This window comes from Rubrivivax sp. A210, assembly GCF_904426505.1.
In the GTDB taxonomy this organism is placed as follows: Bacteria; Pseudomonadota; Gammaproteobacteria; order Burkholderiales; family Burkholderiaceae_C; genus Rubrivivax.
This window is the reverse complement of the sequence record NZ_CAJGBN010000004.1, coordinates 43,197-59,301: the sequence shown is the minus strand read 5'-3', so window position 1 is coordinate 59,301 and position 16,105 is coordinate 43,197. Positions and strand designations below refer to the sequence as shown.

General features: G+C 68.6%; 19 protein-coding genes. 6 read left to right on the top strand and 13 right to left on the bottom strand.

Features of this window, described 5'->3' with window-relative positions:
* Window positions 1-156: 156 nt before the first annotated feature.
* Genes ccmC through JMV16_RS05255 form a run of 3 tightly spaced genes read left to right on the top strand, consistent with a single transcriptional unit; the run spans window position 157 to window position 1,923 of the window.
* Window positions 157-948 carry a heme ABC transporter permease CcmC gene (gene ccmC, locus JMV16_RS05265; RefSeq protein WP_411565009.1) on the top strand — a complete coding sequence of 264 codons (792 nt, stop codon included), beginning with the start codon at window positions 157-159 and terminating at the stop codon, window positions 946-948.
* Window position 949: 1 nt separating this feature from the next.
* A complete protein-coding gene (ccmD, locus tag JMV16_RS05260) occupies window positions 950-1,114 on the top strand; it encodes a heme exporter protein CcmD (protein WP_201493130.1) in 165 nt (54 codons plus the stop codon).
* Window positions 1,111-1,923, top strand: coding sequence for a tetratricopeptide repeat protein (locus JMV16_RS05255; protein WP_201493129.1), 813 nt, complete (start codon window positions 1,111-1,113; stop codon window positions 1,921-1,923). Before ccmD ends, JMV16_RS05255 begins: the two co-directional genes overlap by 4 nt.
* A 105-nt stretch (window positions 1,924-2,028) precedes the next feature.
* Here JMV16_RS05255 and JMV16_RS05250 read toward each other — a convergent pair whose 3' ends face one another.
* The 9 genes from JMV16_RS05250 to JMV16_RS05210 all read right to left on the bottom strand — a co-directional run bounded on the left by JMV16_RS05250 (window position 2,029) and on the right by JMV16_RS05210 (window position 9,408).
* Window positions 2,029-2,445 carry a F0F1 ATP synthase subunit epsilon gene (locus tag JMV16_RS05250; RefSeq protein WP_201493128.1) on the bottom strand — a complete coding sequence of 139 codons (417 nt, stop codon included), beginning with the start codon at window positions 2,443-2,445 and terminating at the stop codon, window positions 2,029-2,031.
* 128 nt (window positions 2,446-2,573) lie between these two features.
* Window positions 2,574-3,986 (bottom strand): F0F1 ATP synthase subunit beta, encoded by a 1,413-nt coding sequence (atpD, locus tag JMV16_RS05245; RefSeq protein WP_201493127.1) that lies wholly within the window; start codon window positions 3,984-3,986, stop codon window positions 2,574-2,576.
* A gap of 54 nt (window positions 3,987-4,040) precedes the next feature.
* On the bottom strand, window positions 4,041-4,937 hold the full coding sequence (atpG, locus tag JMV16_RS05240) for a F0F1 ATP synthase subunit gamma (RefSeq protein WP_201493126.1): 897 nt from the start codon (window positions 4,935-4,937) through the stop codon (window positions 4,041-4,043).
* 30 nt (window positions 4,938-4,967) lie between these two features.
* Entirely contained in the window at window positions 4,968-6,521 is a 1,554-nt protein-coding gene (gene atpA, locus JMV16_RS05235; protein WP_201493125.1) for a F0F1 ATP synthase subunit alpha, read from the bottom strand.
* A 40-nt stretch (window positions 6,522-6,561) separates the two neighbouring features.
* Window positions 6,562-7,095, bottom strand: coding sequence for a F0F1 ATP synthase subunit delta (locus JMV16_RS05230; protein ID WP_201493124.1), 534 nt, complete (start codon window positions 7,093-7,095; stop codon window positions 6,562-6,564).
* A 2-nt stretch (window positions 7,096-7,097) separates the two neighbouring features.
* Complete coding sequence (locus JMV16_RS05225; protein ID WP_201493123.1) at window positions 7,098-7,568, bottom strand: F0F1 ATP synthase subunit B; 471 nt, start codon at window positions 7,566-7,568, stop codon at window positions 7,098-7,100.
* 79 nt (window positions 7,569-7,647) lie between these two features.
* Window positions 7,648-7,929 (bottom strand): F0F1 ATP synthase subunit C, encoded by a 282-nt coding sequence (atpE, locus tag JMV16_RS05220; RefSeq protein WP_284616067.1) that lies wholly within the window; start codon window positions 7,927-7,929, stop codon window positions 7,648-7,650.
* 86 nt (window positions 7,930-8,015) lie between these two features.
* Window positions 8,016-8,894, bottom strand: coding sequence for a F0F1 ATP synthase subunit A (gene atpB, locus JMV16_RS05215; protein WP_201493122.1), 879 nt, complete (start codon window positions 8,892-8,894; stop codon window positions 8,016-8,018).
* Between the two features lie 19 nt (window positions 8,895-8,913).
* On the bottom strand, window positions 8,914-9,408 hold the full coding sequence (locus JMV16_RS05210; RefSeq protein ID WP_201493121.1) for an ATP synthase subunit I: 495 nt from the start codon (window positions 9,406-9,408) through the stop codon (window positions 8,914-8,916).
* Between the two features lie 186 nt (window positions 9,409-9,594).
* Between JMV16_RS05210 and JMV16_RS05205 the strand changes: the two genes are divergently transcribed.
* Window positions 9,595-11,730 carry a protein-disulfide reductase DsbD family protein gene (locus tag JMV16_RS05205; RefSeq protein WP_201493120.1) on the top strand — a complete coding sequence of 712 codons (2,136 nt, stop codon included), beginning with the start codon at window positions 9,595-9,597 and terminating at the stop codon, window positions 11,728-11,730.
* Between the two features lie 14 nt (window positions 11,731-11,744).
* On the top strand, window positions 11,745-12,359 hold the full coding sequence (locus tag JMV16_RS05200) for a thioredoxin family protein (protein WP_201493119.1): 615 nt from the start codon (window positions 11,745-11,747) through the stop codon (window positions 12,357-12,359).
* Between the two features lie 12 nt (window positions 12,360-12,371).
* On the opposite strand, the gene JMV16_RS05195 is transcribed toward JMV16_RS05200, so the two are convergent.
* Genes JMV16_RS05195 through JMV16_RS05180 form a run of 4 tightly spaced genes read right to left on the bottom strand, consistent with a single transcriptional unit; the run spans window position 12,372 to window position 15,372 of the window.
* A complete protein-coding gene (locus JMV16_RS05195) occupies window positions 12,372-13,265 on the bottom strand; it encodes an SMP-30/gluconolactonase/LRE family protein (RefSeq protein WP_201493118.1) in 894 nt (297 codons plus the stop codon).
* A gap of 2 nt (window positions 13,266-13,267) precedes the next feature.
* A complete protein-coding gene (locus JMV16_RS05190; protein ID WP_201493117.1) occupies window positions 13,268-14,119 on the bottom strand; it encodes an aldose 1-epimerase in 852 nt (283 codons plus the stop codon).
* A gap of 37 nt (window positions 14,120-14,156) precedes the next feature.
* The gene (locus JMV16_RS05185) at window positions 14,157-14,666 is read right to left on the bottom strand and encodes a GNAT family N-acetyltransferase (RefSeq protein ID WP_201493197.1); all 510 of its coding nucleotides are present in this window, start codon (window positions 14,664-14,666) and stop codon (window positions 14,157-14,159) included.
* Between the two features lie 22 nt (window positions 14,667-14,688).
* Complete coding sequence (locus JMV16_RS05180) at window positions 14,689-15,372, bottom strand: cytochrome b/b6 domain-containing protein (RefSeq protein WP_201493116.1); 684 nt, start codon at window positions 15,370-15,372, stop codon at window positions 14,689-14,691.
* A 200-nt stretch (window positions 15,373-15,572) separates the two neighbouring features.
* Between JMV16_RS05180 and JMV16_RS05175 the strand changes: the two genes are divergently transcribed.
* On the top strand, window positions 15,573-16,028 hold the full coding sequence (locus tag JMV16_RS05175) for a c-type cytochrome (protein WP_201493115.1): 456 nt from the start codon (window positions 15,573-15,575) through the stop codon (window positions 16,026-16,028).
* The last annotated feature ends 77 nt before the right edge of the window (window positions 16,029-16,105 follow it).

The window sequence follows — 16,105 nt, the reverse complement described above, 5'->3', positions numbered from 1 at the left end:
GATCTTTTGCAAGATGACACGGCCGACTTGGCAGAACATCGCCGGCCTGTCAGCATCCGAGCCCGTTTCGCCCGCCGCCACGGTGCCGGCCCGCCCGCCAAGGCCCGAGTTTTTGTGCCTCCAAGCCCGCCCCCGCAACCCGAATCAAAGCTCGCCGTGACCGACTCTCCCATCGCTCCCAAGAAGGCCCCGCCCGACAGCCCCGGCCTGCGCTGGTCGACCTTTGCCGCGCCCTCGCGCTTCTACAGCCTCAGCGGCAAGCTGCTGCCCTGGCTGTGGCTGGCGACCCTGGGCCTCACGGCCGCCGGACTCTGGGTCGGCTTCTTCGTGGCGCCCACCGACGCGGTGCAGCGCGACGCCTACCGCATCATCTTCATCCATGTGCCCTCGGCCTGGATGTCGATGGTGCTGTACCTGGCGATGGCCTTCTGGGCCGCCATCGGCTGGGCCTTCAAGGCCCGCATGGCCTCGATGCTGGCGCGCGCCATCGCGCCCACCGGCGCGCTCTTCACCGTGGTGGCGCTGTGGAGCGGCGCCTTCTGGGGCAAGCCGACCTGGGGCGCCTGGTGGGTGTGGGACGCCCGCCTCACGTCCGAGCTGATCCTGCTCTTCCTCTACCTCGGCTACATGGGCCTGGTCGAATCCATCGACGACGTGCGCCGCGGCGACCAGGCCGGCGCCCTGCTGGCCCTGGTGGGGGCGGTCAACGTGCCCATCATCTATTTCTCGGTGAAGTGGTGGAACACGCTGCACCAGGGCGCCAGCGTCAGCATGACCTCCGCACCCACGATGGCCAGCACCATGCTTACCGGCATGCTGCTGATGGCGCTGGCCTGCTGGGCCTACGCCTTTGCCGTGGTCTTCATGCGCACGCGCGCCGTCATCCTCGAACGCGAACAGGGCACGGGCTGGGTCAACGATCTCGCCGCCAGCCGGCAAGGACACTGATATGCAATGGAACAGCGCCTCCGAGTTCTTCGCCATGGGCGGCTACGGGCTCTATGTCTGGGGCTCCTATGGCATGGCCCTGCTGATCATGGTGGTCGAGCCGCTGATGGCGGCACGCCGCCACCGCGCCGCACTGGCCGCCGCGGCCCAGGATGAGGGTCTATGAGCGAGCAGCCCAAGGATCTGCAGGCCCTGCGCGCGCAGTTGGAGCAGTTGCAGGCGCGGCACGCCGCCGGCAGCCTGGGTGATGAAGCCTATGGCGCGGCCCGCGCGGCACTCGAGGCGCAGATCGTCGCCGCCGTCACCGGCACGCCGGCCGCGGCGGCGGCCGCCGTGGCTGCACCCGCCGCCGCCGGCATGTCCCGCGGCCTGATGCTGGGCGCCGTGGCCCTGGTGGTGGGGGTGGTCGCCGCGGGCGCCTGGTGGCAGTCGCGCAACCCGGCGCCCGCAGACGAAGCCGCGCCGGCTGTGGCCGGCGGTGCCTCCGGCGCCTCGCCGCACGCGATGGGCAAGGACCAGATGGCCGCGATGACGGACCGCCTGGCCGAGCGCCTGAAGAACCAGCCCGACGACGCCGACGGCTGGGCCATGCTGGGCCGCTCCTACGCCGCCACCGGCCGGCCGGCCGAGGCCATCGAGGCCTACAAGCGCGTGCTGAAGCTGCGCCCCGACGATGCCGCCGTGATGGCTGATTACGCCGACGCGCTGGCCATCCAGAACGGCCGCAATCTCGAGGGCGAGCCGCTGCAGTGGATAGACCGCGCGCTCAAGGCCGACCCGGTCAATGTCAAGGCGCTGGCACTGGCCGGCACGGTGGCCTTCAACCGCGGCAACTTCGCCCTCGCGGCCCAGCACTGGGAGCGCGCCATCAAGTCCGGCCCGCCCGATCACCCCATCGTGCGCCAGCTCGGTGAGGGCGTGGCCGAGGCCCGCCGTCGCGCCGCCCAGCAGCCACCGGCCGCACCCAAGAAATAGCCCGCCTCGGGCCGCCGGGGCCCAGCAAGACAAAACCCGCCGGGCAGTGCTGCCGGGCGGGTTTTCTGTTTGAGGTGCCGCCGCAAGGGCGGACCGTCGCTGCGCTTACTTCTTGCGCAGCTTCTGGATCGCCGCCAGCTGGGCCGCCATGGCCGCGAACTCGCCCTGGGCGGCGGCGAGGTCGATGTCGCTCTTGGCGTTCTTCATCGCCTCTTCGGCGATCTTCTTGGCTTCCAGCGCCTTGGCCTCGTCGAGATCCTTGCCGCGGATGGCGGTGTCGGCCAGGACGGTAACCGTGCCCGGCTGCACTTCGAGGATGCCGCCGGCAACGAAGACGAACTCTTCCTCGTCATTGTCGGCGCGCTGGATGCGCACCGCGCCCGGCTTGATGCGCGTGATCAGCGGCGTGTGGCGCGGCAGGATGCCGAGCTCACCGTTCTCGCCCGGCAGCGCGACGAACTTGGCCTCGCCGCTGAAGATGCTCTCTTCGGCGGAGACGACGTCGACGTGAATGGTGGCCATGTTTGGAATCCCGCTACTGTTGAAAAAGGTTCAAGAACCAAGCAGACGGATGTCTGGCTAGGCGCGCCCCGCAGCCGTACACCCGTACGGCGAGGAGCGCAACGACGCCAGGCGCCCGTATGCGCCGGTTATTGAATCTTTTTCGCTTTCTCGAAGGCCTCGTCGATGGTGCCGACCATGTAGAAGGCCTGCTCGGGCAGCGCGTCGCACTCGCCGGCCGCGATCATCTTGAAGCCGCGGATGGTTTCCTTCAGCGGCACGTACTTGCCCGGGCTGCCGGTGAACACTTCGGCGACGTGGAAGGGCTGGCTCAGGAAGCGCTGCATCTTGCGTGCGCGGCTCACGGCCAGCTTGTCTTCGGGGCTCAACTCGTCCATGCCCAGGATGGCGATGATGTCGCGCAGTTCCTTGTAGCGCTGCAGTGTCGATTGCACGGCGCGGGTGGTCTCGTAGTGCTCGGTGCCGACCACGTTGGGGTCGATCTGGCGGCTGGTGGAGTCCAGCGGGTCGACCGCGGGGTAGATGCCCAGCGAGGCGATGTCGCGCGACAGCACGACCGTCGCATCCAAGTGGGCGAAGGTGGTGGCAGGCGACGGGTCGGTCAGGTCGTCCGCAGGCACGTAGACGGCCTGGATGGAGGTGATGGAGCCCACCTTGGTGGAGGTGATGCGCTCCTGCAGGCGGCCCATTTCCTCGGCCAGCGTCGGCTGGTAGCCCACGGCGGAGGGCATGCGACCCAGCAGCGCGGACACCTCGGTGCCGGCCAGCGTGTAGCGGTAGATGTTGTCCACGAAGAACAGCACGTCGCGGCCTTCGTCGCGGAACGACTCGGCGATGGTCAGGCCGGTCAGGGCCACGCGCAGGCGGTTGCCCGGGGGCTCGTTCATCTGACCGTAGACCATGGCCACCTTGGACTGGCTCAGGTCCTCCTGCACCACGACCTTCGAATCACTCATCTCGTGATAGAAGTCGTTGCCCTCGCGGGTGCGCTCGCCGACGCCGGCAAACACCGACAGGCCGCTGTGCGCCTTGGCGATGTTGTTGATCAGCTCCATCATGTTCACGGTCTTGCCGACGCCGGCGCCGCCGAACAGACCCACCTTGCCGCCCTTGGCGAAGGGGCAGATCAGGTCGATCACCTTGATGCCGGTTTCCAGCAGTTCCTGGCTCGGGCTCAGCTCGTCGTAGGCCGGGGCCTTGCGGTGGATTTCGGCGGTCAGCGTCTGGTCGACCGGGCCGCGCTCGTCGATGGGGTTGCCCAGCACGTCCATGATGCGGCCCAGCGTGGCCTTGCCCACCGGCACGGTGATGCCGGCGCCGGTGTTGGTGACCATCAGGCCGCGGCGGATGCCGTCCGACGAACCCAGCGCGATGGTGCGCACCACGCCGTCGCCCAGCTGCTGCTGCACTTCCAGCGTCAGCGCCGTGCCTGCGAGCTTCAGGGCGTCATAGATGCGGGGCATGGCGTCACGCGGAAATTCCACGTCGACCACCGCGCCGATGCACTGGACGATCTTGCCTTGTGCTTGAGTGCTAGCCATTTTTCGTGTCCTTCAAACTTGATTCGCTGAATTCGGTGTTCGGTTGGCGTGGCATCAGCCGCTGATGGCCGCCGCGCCGCTGACGATCTCGGACAGTTCCTTGGTGATCGCCGCTTGCCGGGTCTTGTTGTAGATGAGCTTGAGCTCACCGATCAGCGTGCCGGCGTTGTCGGTGGCGGCCTTCATGGCCACCATGCGCGCGCTCTGCTCGCTGGCCATGTTCTCGGCCACCGCCTGGTAGACCAGGGCCTCGATGTAGCGCGTGAGCAGGTCGTCGATGACGGTGGGCGCATCGGGCTCGTAGATGTAATCCCAGCCGTACTGCTTCTTTTCGGCCGCCGTCTGCTCAAGGCGCTGCGGTGCCAGCGGCAGCAGCGGCTCGACCATGGGCTCCTGCTTCATCGTGTTGATGAACTTGGTGAAGCAAAGGTACACGGCGTCGAGCTTGCCGGCGACGAAGGCGTCGAGCATCACCTTCACCGGGCCGATCAGCTTCTCGAGCTGGGGCGCATCGCCCAGCTGCGTGGCGTGGCTGATGACGTTGCCGCCGATGCGGTTGAGGAAACCCAGGCCCTTGTTGCCGATGGCCACCGCCTGGATGGCGTTGCCGGCGGCCTGCACTTCCTTCATCTTGTTCGTGACGACGCGCAGCACATTGGTGTTGAGGCCGCCGCACAGACCCTTGTCGGTGGTCACGACGATGAAGCCCACCGCCTTGGCCGCCGGCCCGCCCTTGGCCACGTCGCGCATGTACGGGCTCTTGTACTCGGGGTTGGCCTCGGCCAAGTGGGCCGTGATGTTGCGGATCTTGTCGGCGTACGGACGCGCCGCGCGCATGCGCTCCTGCGCCTTGCGCATCTTCGAAGCGGCGACCATTTCCATGGCCTTGGTGATCTTCTTGGTGTTCTCCACCGATTTGATCTTGCCGCGTATCTCTTTGCCGACCGCCATGGTCTGTGCTCCTGGGTAGGGTCGGGGGCTTTAGGCGAACGACTTCTTGAACGCCGTGATGGCGTTCGTCAGCTCTTCCTCGGCGCCCTTGTCCATGGCCTTGTCGTTCTCCAGCTTGGCCAGCAGGGCCGCGTGGCTGCTCTTGAGGTGCTGGTGCAGGCCGTGTTCGAAGGCCAGGACCTTCTTGACCTCGAGGTCATCCACGAAGCCCTTGTTCACCGCGAACAGCGTGGCCGCCATCAGGCTGATGGGCAGCGGGCTGTACTGGGGCTGCTTGAGCAGTTCGGTGACGCGGGCGCCGCGGTCCAACTGCTTGCGCGTGGCGGCGTCCAGGTCGGAGGCGAACTGCGCGAAGGCGGCCAGTTCACGGTACTGCGCCAGGTCGGTACGGATGCCGCCCGACAGGCTCTTGACCAGCTTGGTCTGGGCGGCGCCGCCGACCCGCGACACCGAGATACCGGCGTTGATGGCGGGGCGGACGCCGGCGTTGAACAGGCTGGTTTCCAGGAAGATCTGGCCGTCGGTGATGGAGATCACGTTGGTCGGCACGAAGGCGGACACGTCACCGGCCTGCGTCTCGATGATGGGCAGCGCGGTCAGCGAGCCGGTCTTGCCCTTGACCTCACCCTTGGTGAAGGCCTCGACGTAGTCGGCATTCACGCGGGCGGCGCGCTCCAGCAGGCGGCTGTGGAGGTAGAACACGTCGCCAGGGTAGGCTTCGCGGCCCGGCGGGCGGCGCAGCAGCAGCGAGACCTGGCGGTAGGCGACGGCCTGCTTGGACAGGTCGTCATAAATGATCAGCGCGTCCTGGCCGCGGTCGCGGAAGTACTCGCCCATCGTGCAGCCCGAATAGGCCGACACGTACTGCATGGCCGCCGATTCCGAGGCCGAGGCGGCGACGACGATGGTGTAGTCCATCGCGCCGTGCTGTTCGAGCGCGCGCACCACGTTCTTGATCGACGAAGCCTTCTGGCCGATCGCGACGTAGACGCAGGTCATGTTCTGACCCTTCTGGTTGATGATCGTGTCGATCGCCACCGCGGTCTTGCCGGTCTGGCGGTCGCCGATGATCAGCTCGCGCTGGCCGCGGCCGATAGGCACCATCGAGTCGATGGACTTGAGGCCGGTCTGCACCGGCTGGTCGACGCTCTTGCGCGCGATCACGCCCGGGGCGACCTTCTCGATCACGTCGGTCATCTTGGCGTTGATCGGGCCCTTGCCGTCGATGGGCTGGCCGAGCGCGTTGACGACGCGGCCGATCAGCTCGGGGCCGACCGGCACCGAGAGGATCTGGCCCGTGCACTTGACGGTGTCGCCTTCGGAGATGTGCTCGTATTCACCCAGGATCACCGCGCCGACCGAGTCGCGCTCAAGGTTGAGCGCGAGGCCGTAGGTGGCCACGCCGGCTGCCGTGGCGGGGAATTCAAGCATTTCACCGGCCATCACGTCGGACAGGCCGTGTACGCGCACGATGCCGTCGGTGACGGACACCACGGTGCCCTGGTTCTTGATGTCGGCCGAAACGGCAAGGCCCTCGATGCGGCTCTTGATCAGCTCGGAAATTTCTGCGGGGTTCAGATTCATGTTGTTTCCTTCACGTCACGCGCACGGGGCGTCAGCGACCTTATGCGGTCAGCGCGACCTTCATTTGTTCAAGACGGGCCTTCACCGAGGTGTCGAGCACCTCGTCGCCGACGACGACACGGATGCCGCCGATCAATTCGGGAACGATCTCGACGCGGGCTTTGAGCTTGCGGTCGAAGCGCTTCTCGAGCATGGCCACGACTTCGGCTAACGCATCGCCCTCGATCGCGAAGGCGCTGTAGATGGTGGCATCCGACGAGCCCGAGCGCGCATTGACCAGGTGCTGGAACTGCGCCGAGATCTCGGGCAGCGCCGCCAGGCGGCCGTTCTCGATGACCACGCGCAGCAGGTTCTTCACGCGCTCGCCGAGCTGCGTCTTCGTCGCCGTCGAGACGATGCCGAAGACCTGGTCGACGCTGACACGCGGGTTGTCGGCGAAGCTTCGCAGCGCTTCATCGGCAGCCACCTGGGCCGCTTCGGAAAGCTGCGTCACGGTCGATTGCGCGTCGGTGATGGACACTGACTTGAACAGCGCCTCGGCGTAGGGGCGCGCCAGGGTTGCCAGCTCGGCCATGGTTACAGCTCGGCTTTCAGGCGGCCGAGCATGTCGGCGTGCGCAGCGGCGTTGACTTCCTTGCGCAGGATGGCCTCGGCGCCCTTGACGGCGAGCCCGGCCACCTGCTCGCGCAGGATCTCGCGCGCCTTCATCGACTCCTGCTCGGCCTCGGCACGGGCAGCAGCGACGATCTTGGCGGCTTCTTCGCTGGCGCGGCCCTTGGCGTCTTCCACCATCTGCTGCGCCAGGCGCTCGGCATCGGCCAGACGCTTGGCGGCGTCGTCACGGGCAGCGGACAACTGGGCTTCGACGCGCTTGTTGGCCGCGCTCAGCTCGGTCTTGGCCTTGTCGGCGGCGCTCAGGCCGTCGGCGATCTTCTTGGCGCGCTCGTCGAGCGCGACGGTGATCGGTGGCCACACGAATTTCATCGTGAACCAGACCAGGATCAGGAACACGATCATCTGGACGATGAGGGTACCGGTGATGCTCACTTTTATGCCTCGGTCACGGTGACGGGAGGGCAGCGAAGCCGTGCGGCTTCGGCGCCCACGATTGCGGCAAGCTCAGCGCTTACTTCGCACCGCCGGCGGCAGCCACGGCCGCCGCGATCTGGCCCAGGAAGGGGTTGGCGGTGGCGAACCACAGCGCGATACCGGTGCCGATGATGAAGGCCGCGTCGATCAGGCCGGCCAGCAGGAACATCTTGGTCTGCAGTTCGCCCATCAGCTCGGGCTGGCGGGCAGCCGATTCGAGGTACTTGCTGCCCATGATGCCGATGCCGATACAGGCACCGACGGCGCCCAGACCGATGATCAGGCCGGCGGCGAGGGCGACAAAGCTGATGACTTCCATGATGACTCCAGTTGAGTGAGTTTGAGTTGGGAAAGGGAAAACGGAAAACAGCGAACAGCAGGGGGAGAAAAGGAAAGCCGCAGCTCTCAGTGGTGATCGTGGGCCTGGCCGATGTACACGAGCGTCAGCATCATGAACACGAAAGCCTGCAGGGTGATGATCAGGATGTGGAAGATGGCCCAGGCCGAACCGGCAATGACATGGCCGATGGCCAGCGCGATGCCGGTGCCCAGGCCGACCGAGGCGAAGGCCCCGCCCATCAGCGCGATGAGCAAGAAGATCAGCTCGCCGGCGTACATGTTGCCGAACAACCGCATGCCGTGCGAGACCGTCTTGGCGACGAACTCGATGATCTGCATCAGGAAGTTGAAGGGAGCCAGCGCCCAGTGGGCACCGAAGGGCGCCGAGAAGAGCTCGTGAACCCAGCCGCCGAAGCCCTTGATCTTGACGTTGTAGACCAGGCAGGTGATGAGCACGCCCAGCGACAGGCCCATGGTCACCGAGAGATCGGCCGTAGGCACGCTGCGCATATAGGCATGGTGCGGGTCATGGCCCATGGCGCCGTAGATCTTGGTCCAGATGAAGGGCAGCAGGTCGACCGGCAGCAGGTCCATCGCGTTCATCAGGAAGATCCAGACGAACACCGTCAGGGCCAGCGGCGCGACCAGCTTGCGGCTCTGCGCGTTGTGGACGATGCCCTTGGCCTGGGTCTCGACGATCTCGACCAGGATCTCCACCGCGGCCTGGAAGCGGCCCGGCACGCCCGAGGTGGCCTTGCTGGCAGCGCGCCACAAGAAGAAGCAGCCGAGCACGCCAATGACGATGGAGAAGAGCATCGAGTCATAGCTCACCACCGACAGGTCGAAGGGGCCCACCAGCTCCTTGTTCCGCCAATGCGTCAGGTGGTGAACGATGTACTCGCCGGCCGTCGGGCCGTGCTCGGTAGCATGAGATTCTGCTGCCATGTGTTTTCGTCTCGTCCGTTCAGCCGTTGATGCGGCCGCGCCAAGCCAGCGCGACCCAGTACACCTTGATGCACAGCACCAAGCCCACCAGCAAGGCTGGCCAGCTCAGGGGCTGCACGAGCTTCGGGGCCAGCACCAGCATGACCACCGAAACCGCGATCTTGACAAACTCCCACAACATGAAACTGACGGCGCTGCCACCAGGCGACATGCTGCTGAGCCGGCTGGTCATGCCGCGCGCCATCAAGGCCCCCGGCACCACCACCGTGGCGGCGCCGTAAAGCACCGACCACGCCAGCTCCAATCTTTGTGTGACCAGCGCCGCCAGCAGCGCCGCCACCACACCCACCGCAACCTGCACAGCCACCACCCGCCACGGCGACAGTGACGGCAGGCGCTTGCGCAACTGCGATGCTTCCTCCTTCGTCAGCGGCTTGAACCGCGCCGCCCCTCCCTGGCCGTCTGCCTCATCTTCGTCCCAGCGTTCGTTGCGGAGCTTCCGGTCGATCGCCATGGTGGGTGAGGTCAGCAAAGCCTCGGAATTATACGAACAAACCCGCAGCCCTCTGCTTTCCATCAAAGATCGAGGGATTTCTTGGCGGTCAGGCGGCCCTTGAGGGCCCGGCAGGCTGCGACCGGGCGGCGGACAATGCAGGGCTCGACGGAACCCGCACCGCCGCCCCGCATCCAAGCCTTCCGCATGAAGACCACCCTCGCCGGCCTCGCCCTCTTCGTCGCCCTGGCCGCCCTCGCCGGCACCGGCGCCCATGCCAGCCCCGGCGCCGTCGTCACCACGCCGCAGGTGCGCGCCGAACTCGTGGCGCACGCGCCCGAGGGCGTGCAGGCCGGCAAGCCCATGTGGCTGGGCCTGAAGATCGAGCACCAGCCGCACTGGCACACCTACTGGAAGAACCCGGGCGACTCCGGCCTGCCGACGACACTGAACTGGCAGCTGCCCGCGGGCGTTGCCGCCGGCCCCATCGAGTGGCCGACGCCGCTGCGCCTGCCCATTGGCCCGCTGATGAACTTCGGCTACGAGGGCACGCTGTTGCTGCCGGTGGCGCTCGCCGTGCCGGCCGGCTGGAAGGGCGAGGCGCTGGACATCAAGCTGCAAGCCACCTGGCTGGTGTGCAAGGACGTCTGCATCCCCGAGAACGGCGACTTCGCACTGCGCCTGCCGGCCCAGGCCGCCACCGCCGGCCATGGCGCGCTCTTCGAGGCCGCACGCGCCGCCACGCCTCAAACGCTGGCAGCGGCGCAGGCCACGGCCACGGTTGAGCCCGGTGCGCTGCTGCTGCGCGTGGCCGGCCTGCCCGCGGCCTGGCAGGGCCGCGAACTGCGCTTCTTTCCCGAGACTTCGGGCTTGATTGCCAACGCGGGCCTCCAGCAGGGCCGCTGGCAGGGTGCCGAATGGACCGCCCGCGTGCCGCTGGACGAGCAGCGCACCGACGCGCCCAACGCCATCCCCGCCGTGCTGGCGGGCGACGGTGCCGCCGGCGTGCAGTTGCAGGTGGCGGTGACCACGCCCTGGCCGGCTGCCGCCGCGCCTGGAACACCGGGCGCGGCACCCGCGCCAGCGGCCGCACCCGCACCACCGCCGCAAGCCGACGCCAGCCTGGCGCTGTCGCTGGGCCTGGCCCTGCTGGGCGGCATGCTGCTCAACCTGATGCCCTGCGTCTTTCCGGTGCTTTCGCTCAAGGTGCTGGGCTTTGCCGCCCATGCCGCCGAGCCCGATGCGCGACGGCGCCTGCTGGCCGGCGGCATCGCCTACACGGTGGGCGTGGTGCTGTCCTTCGTCACGCTGGCCGCCCTGCTGCTGGCGCTGCGCGCCGGCGGCGAGCAGCTCGGTTGGGGCTTCCAGCTGCAGCAGCCGGCGGTGGTGGCGGTGCTGGCGGCGCTGTTCACGCTCATCGGCCTCAACCTCGCCGGCGTCTTCGAGTTTTCGTCCGTGCTGCCCAGCGCCTGGGCCAGCGCAAGGGCGCGGCATCCGGTCGTCGATTCGGCGCTCACCGGCGTGCTCGCGGTGGCCGTGGCCTCGCCCTGCACGGCGCCCTTCATGGGCGCCTCCCTGGGCGCGGCCGTGACCCTGCCGACGGCGCAGGCGCTGGCGGTGTTTGCCGCCTTGGGCCTGGGCATGGCCCTACCCTATCTGGCGGCCAGCGCCTGGCCGGCGCTGGCGCGGCGGCTGCCGCGGCCAGGGGTGTGGATGGCGCACTTCAAGTCGCTGATGGCCTTCCCGATGTTCGCCACCGTGGTCTGGCTGGTCTGGGTGCTGGGCCAGCAATCGGGCATAGACGGCGCCGCGGCGCTGCTGGGCCTGCTGGTGGCACTGGCCTTTGCGGCCTGGGCCCTGGGCTCGCCGGCGCTGGGGCCGCGCGCCCGCGCCGGTTTCGGCGCCACCGCGCTGGCGCTGCTGGCGGTGGCGCTGTTCTGGGCCGTGCCGACGCTGCGCCACGAGGCCCAGGCCCAGGTGACGGGCGCGGCCGACGAGTGGCAGCCCTGGTCGGCCGAGCGCGTGTCCCAGGCCCTGGCCGAGGGGCGGCCGGTCTTCGTCGACTTCACCGCCGCCTGGTGCGTGACCTGCCAGTTCAACAAGCGCACGGCGCTGGCCGACCGCCAGGTCAAGGCCGATTTCGCGGCCGCCCGCGTGCTGCTGCTGCGCGCCGACTGGACGCGCCGCGACGCCGCCATCAGCGCCGAACTGGCGCGCATGGGCCGCAGCGGCGTGCCGGTCTACGTCTTCCACGCTCCGGGCGCGCCGGCGCCTGTGCTGCTGAGCGAAATCTTGAGCACCGACGAACTGCGCCGCACGGTCGCTGCCCTGCCCCGCACCTGACCCGGAGACCGAGCATGAAGACCCTGATCGCCGCCACCGTGCTGGCCGTGGCCTTTGCCCAAGGCAGTGGCGCCCGAGCCGCCGCCGCCGTGGGCCAGCCCGCGCCCGCCTTCAGCGCCGTCGACACCACCGGCAAGACGGTTCAGCTGTCCGACTTCAAGGGCCGGCATGTGGTGCTGGAATGGGTCAATCCCGAGTGCCCCTTCGTCGACAAGCACTATGGCGCGGCCAATATGCAGGCGACGCAGAAGGACGCCACCTCCCAGGGCGTGGTCTGGCTGGCGATCAACTCCACCACCCCCGAGCATGGCGACTACAAGAAGCCGGCCGAGATGGCGCAGTGGATGAAGGCACAGAAAGCCGCCGCCAGCGCCACGCTGATGGACAGCGACGGCCGCATCGGGCGCGCCTATGGCGCCCGCACGACGCCGCACATGTACATCGTCGACCCGCAGGGCAAGCTGGTCTATGCCGGCGGCATCGACAACCGTCCCACCGCCGACCCGGCCGACATCCCGGGTGCCACCAACCACGTCAAGCTGGCGCTGGCCGAGGCCCTGGCCGGCAAGACCATCAGCCAGGCGGCGACGCGGCCTTATGGCTGCTCGGTCAAGTACTCGAACCTCTGAGGCCTGGCGGCCTCAACCCCGGGCGAAGTTCACCGGCAGGCCTGGCACGTCCACGCGCGTGGCCAGCACGCAGCCGGCCAGCGGCTGGGCCGCGAGTTCGGCTGCGGGGCGGTTGTGGCGGGCGGTGGTGATGTAGAGCGTGCGCAGGTCGGGCCCGCCGAAGCAGGGCATGGTGGGACAGCGCACCGGCAGCCTCAGCTCCTGCAGCAAGCGGCCGTCGGGCGCCAGGCGCAGCAGGCGCTGGCCCTCGAACATCGCGCACCAGTAGGCGCCCTCGGCGTCGACCGCGGCGCCGTCGGGGCGGCCGCCGTAGCTGGCCAGCTCCTGGCCGGGTTGCCGCAGCGCAAACTCGGCCAGCACGCGCTGGCGCGAGATCGTGCCCTCGGCGCCATCGAAATCGAAGGCGAAGATGCGGTGCGAGGTGGTGTCGCTCCAGTACATCGTGGCGCCGTCGGGGCTGAAGGCCAGGCCGTTGCCCACCGTGATGTCGCCGGCCATGCGCGCGAGCTTGCCGGCGGCCCAGCGGTAGAGCGCGGCCCGCGGCGGCTGGCGCGGCTCATAGAGGGTGCTCACCCACAGCCGGCCCTGGGCGTCGGCCTTGCCGTCGTTGAAGCGTTCTTCCTGGGGCTGGTAGGGCGGCTCGGCCAGGGGCTCGCGCTGGCCGGTCTCGGGGTTGAAGCGGTGCAGGCCGTCGCGCTGGGCCAGCAGCAGGTCGCCGCCGGGCAGGGGCGCGCAGCAGCCGGCCTCGCTATCCAGGGGCCACATCCGGTGGGCAGCGCTGGGCGGGTGGTAGCGGTGCAAGGCCTTGCCGGGGATGTCGACCCAGTAGAGGCAGCCCTGCTCGGGATGCCAGAAGGGCGATTCGCCGAGCAGCGCCGGCGCCAGCGGCAGGGCCTCGAACGCCATCGTCAGGCCTTGTCGATTTCCAGCTTCATCCAGGCGTCGAAGGTGGTTTTCGGCGCCAGCGCGCGCAGGCCATGGGCCGCCGGGTTGGACATGTGGATGGCGTTGCTGACGTGGCTGACCGGCTCGACGCAGTAATAGGGCTTGGTGTCGGGCGTGTAGACCACCAGGTAGGGCAGCGACGACGTGAGGCGCAGCGAGAGCTTCTCGTCGCGGATGCGCGCCGGGCCGCGCCAGCCTTCGAAGCAGTTGTCGAAGGCCAGGTGGGCGACATCGCCGTCGATGCCGGGCTGGGGCACCTGTCGCGTCGGCAGGCCGCTGGCATCGCTTTCCCAGCGCTCGCTGATCTCGATGTGCAGGCGGCTGCGGTGGCGCTTGGGGAAATACGGGTGCCAGCCCAGGCCGGCCGGCTGGGGCTGGTCGGCCAGGTTGGTGAAGGACAGGTGTACCTCCAGCGATCCCGGCGTCAGCACGAAGCGCTGGCGTGCCTCGAAGGCGAAGGGCCAGTGGGCGTCGGCGGCATGGGCGTAGCGCAGCTCGGCCTGGTCATCGCTGGCCGAGACGCGCTCCCAGGCGCGCAGCCAGGCCACGCCGTGCAGCGAATGCGGGCTGTCGTCGAAGTTGGGCGCCGTGGTGTGGTCCTGGCCCTGCCAGCGGAAGCGCCGGTAGCCCAGGCGGTTGGAATACGGCGCCAGCGGGTAGCAGGCCGAGGCGCGCGCCGATGCCAGATCGGCCGCTTCGCTGCTGCGCAGCACCTCGGTGTCGCCCAGCCAGAGGCCGGCAATGGCGCCACCGAGTTCGGGCCGCAGGGCCAGGCGAAGCTCGCCCTGGCGCAATTCGAGAGGGGGGATGCTCATCCCCCGATGATGCCGCAAGCCGCAGGCGGCCCCGCCGCTACCAGCGCGAACCGAGCGCGTCGAGCTCGGCCTTGAGGTAGTGCGCGCCTGGAATCGGGTTGAAGTAGTAGGGTGGAATTTCCTCGAAGCCCAGCGATTCGTAGAGGCCGCGAGCGGCCTCCATCTCATCCAGCGTGTCGAGCAGCATGCAGGAATAGCCGGCCTGCGCGCCCAGGTCCATCAGGCGCTGTGCGATCAGGCGACCCAGGCCCAGGCTGCGAAAGGCGCGCGGCACGTAAAGCCGCTTCATCTCGCAGGCGTTGACGTGGTCGGTGTCGCGCAGAGAGCGCAGCGCACCGCAGCCGGCCGGCCGGCCGTCGACCAGGGCCAGCAACAGCGCCCCGGCCGGCGCCGCGTACTCGCCGGGCAGCGCCGCAAGCTCTTCATCGAAGCGTTGGAAGCACAGGTCCACCGTCAGCGTGCCCGCGTATTCGCGGAACAGCGCGCGCACGTCGTCCAAACGGGCCGCGGTCTCGACCTGGAGCACCTCGATGCGGGGCTGCACGATCCGCGCGTCACCCTTCACGGCCTCATCCTCCCTGCACCGCCACCCAGTAGGCCCCCACCGCGCACAGCGCGACGATGAGCACCGCCAGCACGCGCTGCGGCGTGCCGTCGGCGCTGGCCGGCGTGCCCGGCGGCAGGCGCTTGTCGCCCAGCACCATGGGCCGGACCAGGTTGACGCGCTTGCGGCGCAGGTAGTAGACGATGGCCGCGATGTGCAGCGCCACCAGGCCGAGGATGATCCACTGGCCCCAGGTCTTGTGCCAGCTCGTCGCCACCTCGGCAGTGGCGGTCTCGACCAGGCGGTTGAGCGGGCCGGAGTAGGCGATCTCGTCGTCGGCCACCAGGCCGGTGGCCACCTGCAGCGCGAGGATGGCAAGCAGGCCGAAGACCGAGAAGCTGCCCAGCGGGTTGTGGCCCACGTCGAGGTGCTCGCCCGGCTTGACCTGGCCGCGCAGGTAGCGCAGCACCGTGGCCGGCGCGTAGATGAAGCTGGCAAAGCGCGACCAGCGCCCGCCCACCAGGCCCCAGACGACGCGGAAGGCCAGCAGCGTGAGCACGACATAGCCGCAGCGGAAATGCCAGTCCATGGCGCCGCCGCCGATCTTGGCCGTCACCACCGAGGCGACGATGCACAGCGCCAGCACCCAGTGGAAAAGGCGGGTGGGCAGATCCCACACGCGCACGGGCTGGTAGGAGCGTTCGGGCATGGTGGCGGATCGGTACGGTGAGGGGCGCAACCATACCGCGACTTGGGTGCGGCGCGCACTCCCTCACCGCTTACCGGGAGTTACCCTTGGTCCTGAAATTGATGCGCTGCCCCGGGCGTAAACGCTCCGTACACTCGCGCCGGGTGTGCCAAGCAGCACGCAGTTCACCTACCCAAACACCTTTCTTTCGGAGTATCCCGATGCAGCGTTTCATCCTGGCCGCCGCCACCGTGGCCGGCCTCGCCACCGCCCTGCCCGCCGCAGCCCAGTTCCAGAAGCCCGAGGACGCCGTCAAGTACCGCCAGAGCGCGATGTTCGTGATCGGCCAGCACTTCAGCCGCGTCGGCGCCATGGTGCAGGGCAAGGCGCCTTATGACGCCGCCGCCGCCGCCGCCAACATCGAGGTCGTGGCCAGTCTCGCCAAGCTGCCCTTCGCCGGCTTCGTCGAAGGCACGTCCAGCACCGAGAAGGGCAAGGCCAAGGCCGCCATCTGGAGCGACCGCGCCAAGTTCGACAGCGGCGCCAAGGCGATGCAGGACGCGATGGTCAAGCTCGTCGCTGCCACCAAGTCCAACAGCCTGGACACGCTGAAGCCGGCCTTCGGCGAAGTCGGCAAGACCTGCAAGGGCTGCCACGACGACTTCCGCAATCAGTGATCGCGGCGCGCCTGCGTCGGCGCTGAACCGGGCCCGCTTCGGCGGGCCTTTTCGTGCCGGCTCCAAAAGTCTTAAGC

Excerpts from the sequence above, each read along its gene's own strand:
- atpD (WP_201493127.1), bottom strand. The coding sequence starts at position 3,986 with ATGGCTAGCACTCAAGCACAAGGCAAGATCGTCCAGTGCATCGGCGCG.
- JMV16_RS05190 (WP_201493117.1), bottom strand. The coding sequence starts at position 14,119 with ATGAGCATCCCCCCTCTCGAATTGCGCCAGGGCGAGCTTCGCCTGGCC.
- atpB (WP_201493122.1), bottom strand. The coding sequence starts at position 8,894 with ATGGCAGCAGAATCTCATGCTACCGAGCACGGCCCGACGGCCGGCGAG.
- atpA (WP_201493125.1), bottom strand. The coding sequence starts at position 6,521 with ATGAATCTGAACCCCGCAGAAATTTCCGAGCTGATCAAGAGCCGCATC.
- JMV16_RS05195 (WP_201493118.1), bottom strand. The coding sequence starts at position 13,265 with ATGGCGTTCGAGGCCCTGCCGCTGGCGCCGGCGCTGCTCGGCGAATCG.
- atpG (WP_201493126.1), bottom strand. The coding sequence starts at position 4,937 with ATGGCGGTCGGCAAAGAGATACGCGGCAAGATCAAATCGGTGGAGAAC.
- JMV16_RS05255 (WP_201493129.1), top strand. The coding sequence starts at position 1,111 with ATGAGCGAGCAGCCCAAGGATCTGCAGGCCCTGCGCGCGCAGTTGGAG.
- JMV16_RS05175 (WP_201493115.1), top strand. The coding sequence starts at position 15,573 with ATGCAGCGTTTCATCCTGGCCGCCGCCACCGTGGCCGGCCTCGCCACC.
- JMV16_RS05250 (WP_201493128.1), bottom strand. The coding sequence starts at position 2,445 with ATGGCCACCATTCACGTCGACGTCGTCTCCGCCGAAGAGAGCATCTTC.
- atpE (WP_284616067.1), bottom strand. The coding sequence starts at position 7,929 with ATGGAAGTCATCAGCTTTGTCGCCCTCGCCGCCGGCCTGATCATCGGT.
- JMV16_RS05210 (WP_201493121.1), bottom strand. The coding sequence starts at position 9,408 with ATGGCGATCGACCGGAAGCTCCGCAACGAACGCTGGGACGAAGATGAG.
- ccmD (WP_201493130.1), top strand. The coding sequence starts at position 950 with ATGCAATGGAACAGCGCCTCCGAGTTCTTCGCCATGGGCGGCTACGGG.
- JMV16_RS05230 (WP_201493124.1), bottom strand. The coding sequence starts at position 7,095 with ATGGCCGAGCTGGCAACCCTGGCGCGCCCCTACGCCGAGGCGCTGTTC.
- JMV16_RS05200 (WP_201493119.1), top strand. The coding sequence starts at position 11,745 with ATGAAGACCCTGATCGCCGCCACCGTGCTGGCCGTGGCCTTTGCCCAA.
- JMV16_RS05180 (WP_201493116.1), bottom strand. The coding sequence starts at position 15,372 with ATGCCCGAACGCTCCTACCAGCCCGTGCGCGTGTGGGATCTGCCCACC.
- JMV16_RS05205 (WP_201493120.1), top strand. The coding sequence starts at position 9,595 with ATGAAGACCACCCTCGCCGGCCTCGCCCTCTTCGTCGCCCTGGCCGCC.